Source organism: Mesorhizobium tianshanense (genome assembly GCF_007830515.1).
In the GTDB taxonomy this organism is placed as follows: Bacteria; Pseudomonadota; Alphaproteobacteria; order Rhizobiales; family Rhizobiaceae; genus Mesorhizobium; species Mesorhizobium tianshanense.
In genome coordinates this window covers 14,817-26,895 of the sequence record NZ_VLKT01000033.1, presented here as the reverse complement: position 1 = coordinate 26,895, position 12,079 = coordinate 14,817, and the positions used below count along the sequence as shown (strand labels likewise).

Below are 12,079 nucleotides of genomic sequence, written 5' to 3'. Positions count from 1 at the left end.
GCCGTTTTGCTGTTGCGGAGGTGCCGCGTTATGATGAACGGATACGGCGATTGGATGAACGGATTCGTGTTGACCCTTGATCTTTGCCCCCCGTGCCTCCAACTAACGGGGGAAGGCCGTGGTGCCGAATTCTGTGCTGTAAAACTCCCGTCACAAACGGTGGTAGGCGGAACGATCCTCGGTCGTTAATATGAGATTCGCGGCTGGCCGATTGGCGGCCGCGAGATGAAAGGTTGGACAATGGCCAAAATATCCAAGGCTGCCAGCGACGGCGTCTTTGCAGTCCTCCCATTGCGGGACATCGTCGTGTTCCCGCACATGATCGTTCCGCTCTTTGTCGGGCGTGAAAAGTCGATCAAGGCGCTGGAAGAGGTGATGGGTCAGGAAAAGCAGATACTGCTCGCGACCCAGATGAATGCCGCCGATGACGATCCCGAGTCCGATGCCATCTTTGACATCGGCACGCTCGCCAACGTGCTGCAACTGCTGAAACTGCCGGACGGCACCGTGAAGGTGCTGGTCGAAGGCGCCTCGCGCGCGAAAATCGTCTCGTTCACCGACCGTCCCGACTTCCACGAAGCCCGCGCCACGGCGCTGGTCGAACCGGAGGAGGAAGAGGTCGAGGTCGAGGCTCTGGCCCGTTCCGTCGTCACCGACTTCGAGAACTACGTCAAGCTGAACAAGAAGATCTCGCCCGAAGTGGTGGGTGCCGCCAGCCAGATCGACGACTATTCCAAGCTCGCCGATACGGTTGCCTCGCATCTTGCCATCAAGATCCCCGAGAAGCAGGAGATGCTGGCCACGCTTTCGGTCAAGGAGCGGCTGGAAAAGGCGATGGGCTTCATGGAAGCCGAAATCTCCGTCCTGCAGGTTGAGAAGCGCATCCGTTCGCGCGTCAAGCGCCAGATGGAGAAGACGCAGCGCGAATACTACCTCAACGAGCAGATGAAGGCGATCCAGAAGGAGCTCGGCGAGGGCGAGGACGGCCGCGACGAGGCCGCCGAGATCGAGGCGCGCATCAAGAAGACCAAGCTCTCCAAGGAGGCCCGCGAAAAGGCGGAAGCCGAACTGAAGAAGCTGCGGACGATGTCGCCGATGTCGGCTGAATCGACCGTCGTGCGCAACTATCTCGACTGGATCCTGTCGATACCGTGGGGCAAGAACTCCAAGGTCAAGCAGGATCTAGCCTACGCGCAGAACGTGCTCGACGCCGACCATTTCGGCCTCGACAAGGTCAAGGACCGCATCGTCGAATACCTCGCCGTGCAGAGCCGCCAGAAGAAGCTGAAGGGGCCGATCCTGTGCCTCGTCGGACCTCCCGGCGTCGGCAAGACCTCGCTCGGCAAGTCGATCGCCAAGGCGACCGGCCGCGAGTTCATCCGCATGGCGCTGGGCGGCGTGCGCGACGAGGCCGAGATCCGCGGTCACCGGCGCACCTATATCGGCTCGATGCCCGGCAAGGTCATCCAGTCGATGAAGAAGGCGAAGAAGTCCAACCCGCTCTTCCTGCTCGACGAGATCGACAAGATGGGCCAGGATTTCCGCGGCGACCCGTCATCGGCCTTGCTCGAGGTGCTCGATCCCGAGCAGAACTCGACGTTCATGGACCATTACCTCGAGGTCGAGTACGACCTGTCGAGCGTGATGTTCGTGACGACGGCGAACACGTTGAACATCCCTGCGCCCTTGATGGACCGCATGGAGATCATCCGTATCGCCGGCTACACCGAGGACGAGAAGGTCGAGATCGCCAAGCGCCACCTGATGCCCAAGGTGATCCGCGATCACGCGCTGCAGCCGAAGGAGTTCTCCGTCGGCGAGGACGCGATCCGCGGCATCATCCAGACCTACACCCGTGAAGCGGGGGTCAGGAGCTTGGAGCGCGAGCTGATGAAGCTCGGCCGCAAGGCGGTGACCGAGATCCTGAAGACGAAGAAGAAGACGATCAACATCACGGCGGACAATCTCGCCGATTACCTTGGTGTTCCGCGCTTCCGCTTCGGTCAGGTCGAGGCGGATGATCAGGTCGGCGTCGTCACCGGGCTTGCCTGGACGGAAGTCGGCGGCGAGTTGCTGACGGTGGAAGGCGTCATGATGCCCGGCAAGGGCCGCATGACGGTGACCGGCAATCTGCGCGACGTGATGAAGGAATCGATCTCGGCGGCGGCCTCCTATGTCCGCTCGCGGGCTATCGATTTCGGCGTCGAGCCGCCGCTGTTCGACAAGCGCGACATCCACGTCCACGTGCCGGAGGGGGCTACCCCCAAAGACGGACCGTCGGCGGGTGTGGCGATGGCGACGGCGATCGTCTCGGTGCTGACCGGGATCCCGGTCAAGGCCGATGTGGCGATGACCGGCGAGATCACGCTGCGCGGCAGGGTGCTGCCGATCGGCGGGCTCAAGGAGAAGCTGCTTGCGGCACTTCGCGGCGGCATCAAGAAGGTGCTGATCCCGGAAGAGAACGCCAAGGACCTGGCGGAGATTCCAGACAACGTGAAGAGCGGCATGGAGATCATTCCGGTCTCGCGAGTTGGCGAGGTGCTACGCCATGCGCTGGTGCGTATGCCGGAGCCGATCGAGTGGGTCGAACCGGTCAATGCGCCGGCTACCGTGGATGCCGGAGATGACGCCGGCAAGTCGCTTGCTCATTAGACTCATTAGAGCGCTGCGTGTCCAATTGGACGCAAAGGACGCTCTAACGCCTTTGAGTCTGCCATGATCCTTCCCGAAAACCGAAACCGGTTTTCGGGGTCATGCGTTAGCTATTGCTAAAGTTGCAATGCACAAAGAGAGAGCCGGGCCCCGAGCCCGGCCTTTTCATGTGAAAAACCCCGGAATTCCGGGGTTTTTTCGTTTTTTTTGGCGCTTTTCGACTTGGTTGCAGAAGCGCTTCTTTCTAAAGTCCGTTTCCTGCCGGATGAGTCGTACGTTCCGGTTTTCTCATGGAAGGGAATTTTTATGAATAAGAACGAACTGGTGTCCGCTGTCGCCGATGCCGCGAGTATCTCGAAGGGTGACGCGCAGTCGGCGGTCGATGCCGTGTTTTCCGTGATCACCGGCGAACTGAAGAAGGGCGGCGATGTCCGGCTTGTCGGCTTCGGAAATTTCACCGTGTCAAAACGCGCCGCGTCGACCGGCCGCAACCCGCAGACCGGTGCGGAAGTGAAGATTCCGGCGCGCACCGTGCCGAAGTTTTCGGCTGGCAAGGGCCTCAAGGACGCAGTAAACTAAGCGCCTTCTTACCCTTTTCAGAGATCAGGAAAGCCGGGCCTGCCCGGCTTTTCTTTGCGTCCCGTTTTGGGTGGGCGGGTATCGTCGATATCCCAAAACGCTGCGCACCCAAGACCGAGGGCATGCTTTTGGGCGACATGCGTTATGCCGTCGGCGCATCCGCGCGCATCAGCCCTTCCTTCTTGAGATCGGCCCAGAGTTCCGATGGCAGCCTCGCGTCGAGCAGCGACCGGTTGCTTTCGACCTCGCTCCGCCGCTGGCCGCCAGGGATCACCGACACCACCGAAGGGTGCAGCAACGGAAATTGTAGTGCCGCCTCGATCAGGCGCACGCCGTGGCGTTTGCAGGTGGCCTCGATGCGCGTGACGCGGTCGATGATGTCCTGCGGCGCCTCGGAATAATTGTAGTAGGCGCCGGGCTTCGGCCCGGTTGCCAGGATGCCGGAATTATATGGCCCGCCGAGAACGATGCCGATGCCGCGCTTCTGGCATAGCGGCAGGAAGGATTGCAGCGCTTCCTGCTCCAGCAGCGTATAGCGTCCTGCAAGCAGGAAAAGGTCGAAGTCGCCGCGCTCGGCCAGCGTCTGGGCAACCGGCCATTCGTTGATGCCGCCGCCGAACGCCTTGATGACGCCCTGGTCGCGCAGGGCCAGCAGCCCGTAATAGCCCGAGCGCATGAACTCCTCTATGCGTTGGTCCGAGGCCTCCTTGCTGCCATGGGTGAAGATGTCGACGTCATGCACGAAAAGGATGTCGATGCGGTCGACGCCAAGGCGTTCCAGCGAAGCTTCGAAGGAGCGCATGACGCCATCATAGCTGTAGTCGTAGACCTCGCGGCGCGACGGCGTGTCGAAGAATTTGCCGATGCCGGTGCGTTGGTCCGGTGAGCATGCGCGCATGATGCGGCCGACCTTGCTCGACAACACATAGTCGTCGCGCTTCTTCGAACGCAGGAATGGGTTGAGCCGCGTTTCCGACAGGCCGAGCCCATAGAGCGGCGCGGTGTCGTAGTAACGGCAGCCGACCTGCCATGCCGCCTCCAGCGTAGCATTGGCATCCTCATCGGAGACGGCGCGGTAGAGGTTGCCGAGCGGCGCCGTGCCGAAACCGAGCTCCGTGAACGCGATGCCGCCGTTGCCGATGCGGTCGAAATGCCGTGTCTTCATGTCCTGCCGTTTCCTCATTTTTGCATTTGCCCCGACACTATCATGCCTGTGGTACTTCAAAAGCATTCACGACCGTTGGACACGGATTTTCGCGGTGATAGCATGAGCAAAAACAAGCTGTTCGGGGGAAGATGTGACCAAAAAATCCAGACGGATTTTGATGCCGGCAAGCTGGTGGCCCGCCATGACGAATACCAGCACAAGTCTATTCAGGGTTATGCCATGCGTTACGAACTGATGCTGCCGCACCAGATCCGCAAGGCGATCGCCGAGAACTGGCCGGTCGTGCTCCCGCTCGGCGTACTCGAATACCACGGCGAGCACATGGCCGTCGGCATGGACACGCTGGCGGTGGTCAAGATGCTGGAGCTGTTCGAAAAGCAAGCCGACATCGTCATCCTGCCGCCCTTCCACTACGGCGCGGCGAGCTACGCGGTGGCGGCGCCGGAAGGCAATGGCTCGGTGCAGGTCGGCGGCAATGCGTTGGCGCCGTTCGGGGAAGAGCTGTTCTACAGCCTGCTGCGCATCGGTTTTCGCAACATCCACGCCATTATCCACCACCAGACCGAGAATTTTGCCGCCGGCATGCCGACCGATCTCGCCTTCAAGACCGCCGGCCGGCAGGCGATCTTCCGCTTCCTCGAGAAGGAACGCGGCGAGGGCTGGTGGGGCTCGGAGACGATGGCCGGCTACTACGCCGAACATGCTGAAGGCGCTAATTTCTTCAACTGGGTGCAGGTGCATCCATTGATGCCGGCTACGATGAACGGCCAATATCCGTTTGACCATGCCGGCATCGGCGAGACGTCGCTGATGCTGGCGCTATGCCCCGAAGCGGTGGATGCCGGTCATTTCGCAGACAACAAGAGCTGGTACACGGCCACCGCCGCCAACGCCTCGGCGGAGTTGGGCCAAAAGGGCATTGCCATGATCCTCGACCATCTGCGGGCGATATTGTCGCGCTAACACTTCTTCCTTCTCCCCGTGGGATAAGGGAGGGCGGCCCTGTTACTTCACTGCGCCCGCAGTCATGCCCATGATCAGATATCGCTCCAGTGCGATGCCGATGACGGCGAGCGGCGTGATGGCGGCGGTGGCAAGGGCGGCCATCGACCACCAGTTGATGCCTTGCGAGCCGGTCTGGCTCGCCACCATGACGGGAATGGTCTTGGCGTCGGTCGAGGTCAGCAGTGCGGCGAAGAAATACTCGTTCCAGCACAGCACCATTGCCAGGATGAAGGCGGCGACCATGCCCGGCAACGCAATCGGCATGACGATGCGGAAGAATGCGCCCCAGATCGACAGGCCGTCGACGAGGGCGGCTTCCTCCAGTTCGACAGGGATCGAATTGAACTGGTCGCGCATGATCCAGATGACGATCGGCAGCACCATCAGCGTGTAGAGCAAGATCAGCCCGACACGCGTGTCGAGCATGCCGACTTCGCGGTACAGCACGAGAAAGGGCAGGGCGAGCACGACCGGCGGCAGGATCAACTGCGACAGGAAGAAGAAGGAAATATCCTGGTTCTTGAACCAGCCGAATTGATAGCGGTAGCGGGTGAGGCCGTAGGCGGCGAGGCTGCCGATGATGATGGCGAGGCTCGATGCGCCGATCGAGGTGATGACCGAGTTCATGAAGCGTTTGATGAACTCGTCGCGCACCGTCGAGGTCCTGAGGATCGAGTCCGGCGACAGGCCGAGCGAACGCCAGCCTTTCCAGTCTGGCTGGAAGTCGACGAACGGGATGAGATGGCCCTGGGTGACGTCGACCGCGGTCTTGAACGAGGTGGTTATCGTCCAGTAGATCGGGAACAGGCAGATGAAGGCCCAGAAGACCAGCGCGCCATAGATGAAGACGCGGTTGGCGACAAAGCTCGCCGGCGAGCGGATTTCGGAAGCGGCATAGTCGGTGGTCTGAACGCTCATGTCGCCGCCCCAATCAATTGACGTTACGCACGAAGCGGTTGGCGGCTTTCAACAGCCACGTCACGAACACGATGATGATGATGAGGTAGGCCATCGCCAGCATGGTGCCGTAGCCGACATTCGAACGGTCGCGGTACTCGCGGTAAATGAAGCTCGACACGGAATCGGTCGCGCCGCCCGGGCCGCCGGAGGTGACGGTGATGATGATGTCGGCAAGCTTCAGCTTGAAGATGATGCGCAGGATGATCGCCGTCACCGACACTGGCAGCATCAGCGGAAAGGTGACCTGCCAGAAGGTCTGCCAGGCATTGGCGCCGTCCACCCTGGCGGCCTCGAGCACTTCGCGCGACATCGCCTGAAGGCCGGCGAGCAGCATGATCATCATGAACGGGATGAAGGTCCAGGCATCCAGCACCATGATCGAGATGCGTGCGGTGATTGGATTCGAGAAGAAGGCCGGGTTTTCCCAGCCGAGTTGGCGCGCCAGCGCCGCTGCCGGCCCGAACCGGTATTCCATCAGCGACTTGCCGATCATCCACGACACGGCGACCGGCGACAGCATCAACGGCATGAGGAAGACCACGCGGAAGAATTTCCGCGCCCGGATCTGTGCATTGAGAAGCAGTGCGAGGCCAAAGGCTATGACGTACTCGACCAGCACGGCGAGTACATAGAGCACCATGTTGAACAGCGCGTTGCGGTAGTAGGGATCGGCCAGCATCTGCCAGAAATTGTCGAGGCCGTTGAACTTCCGGCCACTGAAGGAACTGAGGTTCCAGTCAGTGAGCGCGATGTAGAAGCCGAACAGTGTCGGGAAGATCACCATGGCGATGGTGAACAGCAGCGCCGGCAGCAGGAACAGCGCGCGCTGGCCGTCTTCGCCGCGCGTCAGCACCTGGCCAACGCCGAGCGCAACGCCCCACAGCACATAGGCATAGACGACCGGCCGCCAGGTCTCGAAGCCAATGGTGTCGACCTCTGTCTTGTACAGGATCTGAACTGCGATCACCGCCAGCAGGCCGAGCGTCGCAATAGCCATCAACGCCCGGCCGAGCCGCTTGCGGCCCGGTGATATCAGGTCGGATGGAGCGGCGTTTGCCGGCCATGCATTCGTGGGCAAGGTCTGGTCAGCCACGCGTCTCGTCCGTTCACTTAAGGCTTATATGACCGGCTGGCCGGTCAAGCTGCGGTCCGGCGGCTTCGCGTCGCCGGATCACGGTTCACTGCGGTTTCAGCCTACATGCCCAGCGAGGCCTTGTAGAGCTTGATCTGGTTGTCGCGACCGATCTGGTCGGTCAGCTTCTCCCAGGCGGCTGCGATGGCGTCGGCGCCTTCCTGCGCCGTCATCTTGCCGGCGAATGTGTTGGCAAGGATGTCCTCGGCGGCGCTGTAATATTGGAAGATGCCGGGGATGCGCGGCTCGATCGCGGCGTTCGGATGGTTGTAGCTGTCGGCCTCCGACTTCAGATACGAGGTGATGAACGCCTCGTCGTAACCGGCCGCCACCCATTCCGGAATGTCGAAATGCGAGTTGCGGTAGGGTTGGAAGCCGGACGGATATGCCGCGCACCAGAGCGACAGGTCCTTGCCGCCGAGATGGGCCGCGGCGGACCATGCCGCCTTCTTCTTCTTTTCGTCGCTGTCGACGCGCGCCATGACGTAGACGCCCCAGCCGAGATAGGCGCAGTTCGGCGCATAGTTCGGGCCGCTGGCGAGCTTGTCCCACTGGCCGGTCTTGGAATTGTAGACGTCGTCCGAGCCCGGCAGGATCGAGAAGCCGGTGAGGTCGCCGACGACCGACGAGTCGTTGGTCTTGACGTTGGAACCGACGTCGCCCCACCAGGTGACCATCGAACCGGTACCGGCCAGGAATTGCTGGAAAGCCGTGGTGTTCGGGTCGGCATTGATCTGGTCGGCAGGCTCCGAAGGCAGCGCGTCGATCACGTCCTGGATCGCCCGCACCCAGGCTGGATTGTTGATGCGCGGCTTCATCGTATCGGCGTCGAACAGCCAGGCCTTGTCATCGGGATGCTTGGCATAGGCGCTGGCGCGGCTGCCGAGGAAGTAGAAGCCGAAGCCGCCCCACGCCTTGGGCGCGTCGAGATAGCCGAAGACGTCCTGGCCCTGGAACTGCTTGCCCTTGAGGAACTTGGTTACGGCCTGCACCTGCTGCCAGGTCTTCGGCACGCCCCATTCTCCTCCACCGCCGGCGTCCTTCCACGCCGCGGCGAGGTCGGCATCGGCGAACACGTCGGTGCGGTAGTTGAAGTTATGCGCGTCGCCGTCGACGGTCACGCGGTACTGCTTGCCGTCCCAGGTGCCGACGGGCGGCTGCAGATAGGCCACGACGTCTTTCATGTCGATCTGGTCCTTGACCCAGTCCGGCATTTCGGAGGTCAGCCCCTTGCCGCAGACGTCGCCTTCGAACGGCGCGCCCATCTCGATGATGTCGAAATCGACGGTGCCGGTGGCGATCGACTGCTGCAGGCGGGCGTTGTAGTCCGCCTGTGCCAGGTCGATCCAGTTGATCTTGGCGCCGGTATAGGTCTCCCACGGCTTCAGGAAGCCGCGAAACAGCACATTGTGCAGGTTCTGGTTGTTGAGCCCCATGAAGGTGAGCTGGACGCCGGCGAATTCGCCTTCCTTGACGTTGGCCTTGGTCGCCTCCAGGCAAAGCTCGCCGACCTGCTGGAAGTCGGCATCGGTCGGCTGGCCCTTGCCGACACCGGGGATCTGCAGGATCTGCGCGCGCAGCTCGCTTGCGGCGGAAGCCGGGCGCGTCAGCGCGCCAAGCCCGGCGCCGGATGTCGCTGCGATCGCGGCCATGCTGGCCGCTCCCTTGAGGATGTCGCGCCGGGTTGCACCCGCGCGGACAAGTTGGTTGTAAAGGCTGATTTTCATCTCATTCCTCCCAGTACTTCAGTTGTGGGTTGTTTCGGATGCTGGAGCGCTGGACTTGTTCCCCAACAACAGCGACTCCCAAAAATAGCGGCCCAAACTTCCTCCCGCGACGCTTCAACTTCCGTGATCCCGGCAAGCGTGCCAGAGCGCCCGGAACAGGGTCATAAGCCGGGCGCCTTTCACTATTCTCACAACCAAGTGCGGTGTCAACGAGAATGGGTTTTTTATCTATAAGAGACCGACTTGCCCTCGCCGTTTGCGTTAGTTAGCTTCACCGCAACGAAAGGGGGGCCGATGGCTCAAGTCGCGATCAGCAATGTGGCCAAGGCGTTCGGAACCGTCAAGGTCCTGCACGATGTCAGCGTCGACATCGCCGACGGGCAGTTCGTGGTGCTGGTCGGTCCATCAGGGTGCGGCAAGTCCACGCTGCTCAGGATGGTGGCGGGGCTGGAGACCGTTTCGGGCGGCACGATCGCCATCGGCGACCGTGTCGTCAACCATCTGCCGCCTGCCAAGCGCGACATCGCCATGGTGTTCCAGAATTACGCACTCTATCCGCACAAGACGGTCGAGCAGAACATGGCCTTTGCGCTGAAGCTGCGGAAAACCGATCCGGCGGTGGTCAAAGAGCGGGTCAAGCGCGCCGCCGACATCCTCGACCTCAACCCCTATCTCAAGCGCTATCCGCGCCAGCTCTCGGGTGGCCAGCGCCAGCGCGTCGCCATGGGCCGCGCCATCGTGCGCAACCCGCAGGTGTTCCTGTTCGACGAGCCGCTGTCGAATCTCGACGCAAAGCTGCGCGTCCAGATGCGCACCGAGATCAAGGAACTGCACCAGCGGCTAAAGACCACCACCATCTATGTCACGCACGACCAGATCGAAGCCATGACCATGGCCGACAAGATCGTGGTGATGCGCGATGGCCGCATCGAACAGATCGGCGCCCCGCTGGAACTGTTCGACCGGCCGGCCAATCTGTTCGTCGCCGGCTTCATCGGCTCGCCGTCGATGAACCTGCTCAAGGGCGTCGTGCGCAAGGGCGACAAGCCCGTCGTCGAGATATCGGGAACGCCGTTCCCGATTGCCGCGAACAGCAAGGTGGAGGATGGCCGCAATGTCGTCTACGGCGTGCGGCCCGAGCATCTCGAAATCCACCCCGACGGCGTGCCTGCGAAGATTTCGGTGGTCGAGCCGACCGGCTCTGAAACGCTGGTGTTCCTGCGCTTCGGCGATGGCGAGATGGTGGCGCTGTTCCGTGAGCGCCACGACTTCAAGCCCGGCGACACGCTGCACCTGAAACCCCGACTTGACCAGGTCCATCTCTTCGACGCAGAGACCGGCCGCCGTCTCTAATTTTTCATCAAAAGAACCCGTTCGGGAGGTATGCCATGCTCAAAGGAATCGATCCGCTGCTCAATGCCGACGTGCTCCAGGCGCTGCGGGCGATGGGCCACGGCGACGATTTGATCATCGCCGACACCAACTTTCCCTCCGATTCGGTGGCGCGCCAGACCGTACTCGGCCGGCTGCTGCGCATCGATGCGCCGGCGGCGGATGTGGTCAAGGCAGTGCTGTCGCTCTATCCGCTGGATAATTTCGTTGACGACGCGGCCGCCCGCATGGAGATCGTCGGCAAGCCGGATGAGATTCCACCCGTACAGACGGAAGTGCAAAGAGAGATCGACGCCGCGGAGGGCAAGGCCTGGCCGATGATCTCGGTCGAGCGCTACGCCTTCTACGAGCGTGCCAAGAAGGCTTATTGCGTCATCCAGACCGGCGAGCGCCGCTTCTATGGCTGTTTTGCGTTCCGCAAGGGCGTCGTGCCACCGGATGCGGAGTAGGCGCGTGGCGTCCGGCAAGCCTGTCGTCATACTGGGCGTCTTCGTCGCCGACACCGCCTACCGCGCCGCCCGTCAGCCGCGCATGGGCGAAACCATCCTCGGCACGTCCTTCACGCTCGGCCCGGGCGGCAAGGGCTCCAACCAGGCGGTCGCGGCCGGCCGGCTCGGCGCCGACATCACCTTCCTGACGCGCCTCGGCGTCGATCCCTTTGCCGAGATGGCCAGGCAGACGTGGGCGCAGGCCGGCGTGAAGAGCGCCGTCATCGACACGCCGGAAAGTTACACGGGGGCAGCCTACATCTTCGTCGAGGAGACGAGCGGCAACAACGCCATCATCGTCAGCCCCGGCGCCGCCATGCTGATTTCGCCCGAGGACATCGAGGCCCATGCCGGCCTGATCCGCTCGGCCGACGTCTTCGTCACCCAGCTCGAACAGCCGATCGAGGCGGCGCTGCGGGCGTTGGAAATGGCGCGTGGGGCAGGGGTGACGACCATCCTCAACCCGGCGCCGGCGGCAAGCCTGCCTGACCGCATCTATGCGCTCTGCGACTATGTCACGCCCAACGAGACCGAGGCCGAGGAACTGACCGGCATCGAGGTTTCCTCCATCGACGACGCCCGTCGCGCTGCCGATAATCTGCTGAAAAAGGGTGTCGGCGCGGTCATCGTGACGCTCGGCGAAAACGGCGCCCTTCTGCATACGGCCGATCGTTCCGACCATGTCGGCGCGATCAATGCCGGCCCTGTGGTCGAGACAACCGGAGCAGGCGACGCCTTCAATGGCGGCCTGGCCGCAGCACTTGCAAGAGGGGTAGAACCGTTGCAGGCGGTCCGCTTCGCCTGCGCCGTCGCTGGCATCTCGGTGACGCGGCCCGGCACGGCGCCGTCGATGCCAACGCTGGAGGAGGTCGAGGCTTTGCTCGCCAGGGGGTGAGATCGGTCCCGGACTTGAAGCCGCACGGAACCCGTCCGGTCGGAAACGCATCCGTGTCTATCGGCCCCGAGGATACGTCCG

At 62.3% G+C, this 12,079-nt stretch carries 10 protein-coding genes; 6 read left to right on the top strand and 4 right to left on the bottom strand.

Features of this window, described 5'->3' with window-relative positions; genetic code table 11:
- The first annotated feature begins 240 nt into the window (after positions 1-240).
- Both lon and IQ26_RS24005 read left to right on the top strand, forming a co-directional pair.
- On the top strand, positions 241-2,652 hold the full coding sequence (gene lon, locus IQ26_RS24010) for an endopeptidase La (protein WP_145720799.1): 2,412 nt from the start codon (positions 241-243) through the stop codon (positions 2,650-2,652).
- A gap of 306 nt (positions 2,653-2,958) precedes the next feature.
- Positions 2,959-3,231, top strand: coding sequence for an HU family DNA-binding protein (locus tag IQ26_RS24005; RefSeq protein WP_006201846.1), 273 nt, complete (start codon positions 2,959-2,961; stop codon positions 3,229-3,231).
- A gap of 142 nt (positions 3,232-3,373) precedes the next feature.
- On the opposite strand, the gene IQ26_RS24000 is transcribed toward IQ26_RS24005, so the two are convergent.
- Positions 3,374-4,396 (bottom strand): aldo/keto reductase, encoded by a 1,023-nt coding sequence (locus tag IQ26_RS24000; protein ID WP_145720798.1) that lies wholly within the window; start codon positions 4,394-4,396, stop codon positions 3,374-3,376.
- A 222-nt stretch (positions 4,397-4,618) separates the two neighbouring features.
- Here IQ26_RS24000 and IQ26_RS23995 point away from each other — a divergent pair, with 222 nt between their 5' ends.
- Complete coding sequence (locus IQ26_RS23995) at positions 4,619-5,362, top strand: creatininase family protein (RefSeq protein WP_145720857.1); 744 nt, start codon at positions 4,619-4,621, stop codon at positions 5,360-5,362.
- Between the two features lie 42 nt (positions 5,363-5,404).
- Here the strand turns inward: IQ26_RS23995 and IQ26_RS23990 are convergent, their stop codons facing one another.
- From IQ26_RS23990 to IQ26_RS23980, 3 genes are all read right to left on the bottom strand, one after another.
- Positions 5,405-6,322, bottom strand: coding sequence for a carbohydrate ABC transporter permease (locus IQ26_RS23990; RefSeq protein WP_145720797.1), 918 nt, complete (start codon positions 6,320-6,322; stop codon positions 5,405-5,407).
- Positions 6,323-6,335: 13 nt separating this feature from the next.
- Positions 6,336-7,457 (bottom strand): carbohydrate ABC transporter permease, encoded by a 1,122-nt coding sequence (locus tag IQ26_RS23985; RefSeq protein ID WP_145720796.1) that lies wholly within the window; start codon positions 7,455-7,457, stop codon positions 6,336-6,338.
- Between the two features lie 101 nt (positions 7,458-7,558).
- Positions 7,559-9,223, bottom strand: a complete 1,665-nt coding sequence (locus IQ26_RS23980) for an ABC transporter substrate-binding protein (protein WP_145720795.1) — start codon at positions 9,221-9,223, stop codon at positions 7,559-7,561.
- Between the two features lie 294 nt (positions 9,224-9,517).
- Here IQ26_RS23980 and IQ26_RS23975 point away from each other — a divergent pair, with 294 nt between their 5' ends.
- The 3 genes from IQ26_RS23975 to rbsK are packed head-to-tail and all read left to right on the top strand — an operon-like array spanning position 9,518 to position 11,998.
- Positions 9,518-10,576 carry an ABC transporter ATP-binding protein gene (locus IQ26_RS23975; protein ID WP_145720794.1) on the top strand — a complete coding sequence of 353 codons (1,059 nt, stop codon included), beginning with the start codon at positions 9,518-9,520 and terminating at the stop codon, positions 10,574-10,576.
- A 35-nt stretch (positions 10,577-10,611) separates the two neighbouring features.
- Entirely contained in the window at positions 10,612-11,064 is a 453-nt protein-coding gene (locus tag IQ26_RS23970) for an RbsD/FucU family protein (RefSeq protein ID WP_145720793.1), read from the top strand.
- A gap of 4 nt (positions 11,065-11,068) precedes the next feature.
- Positions 11,069-11,998: a ribokinase gene (gene rbsK / locus IQ26_RS23965; protein WP_145720792.1), complete on the top strand. Its 930-nt coding sequence runs from the start codon at positions 11,069-11,071 to the stop codon at positions 11,996-11,998.
- Positions 11,999-12,079: the final 81 nt, after the last annotated feature.

Bases quoted from the DNA above. Each gene is read 5' to 3' on its own strand.
- lon (WP_145720799.1), top strand. From the start codon at position 241: ATGGCCAAAATATCCAAGGCTGCCAGCGACGGCGTCTTTGCAGTCCTC.
- IQ26_RS24005 (WP_006201846.1), top strand. From the start codon at position 2,959: ATGAATAAGAACGAACTGGTGTCCGCTGTCGCCGATGCCGCGAGTATC.
- IQ26_RS24000 (WP_145720798.1), bottom strand. From the start codon at position 4,396: ATGAAGACACGGCATTTCGACCGCATCGGCAACGGCGGCATCGCGTTC.
- IQ26_RS23995 (WP_145720857.1), top strand. From the start codon at position 4,619: ATGCGTTACGAACTGATGCTGCCGCACCAGATCCGCAAGGCGATCGCC.
- IQ26_RS23990 (WP_145720797.1), bottom strand. From the start codon at position 6,322: ATGAGCGTTCAGACCACCGACTATGCCGCTTCCGAAATCCGCTCGCCG.
- IQ26_RS23980 (WP_145720795.1), bottom strand. From the start codon at position 9,223: ATGAAAATCAGCCTTTACAACCAACTTGTCCGCGCGGGTGCAACCCGG.
- IQ26_RS23975 (WP_145720794.1), top strand. From the start codon at position 9,518: ATGGCTCAAGTCGCGATCAGCAATGTGGCCAAGGCGTTCGGAACCGTC.
- IQ26_RS23970 (WP_145720793.1), top strand. From the start codon at position 10,612: ATGCTCAAAGGAATCGATCCGCTGCTCAATGCCGACGTGCTCCAGGCG.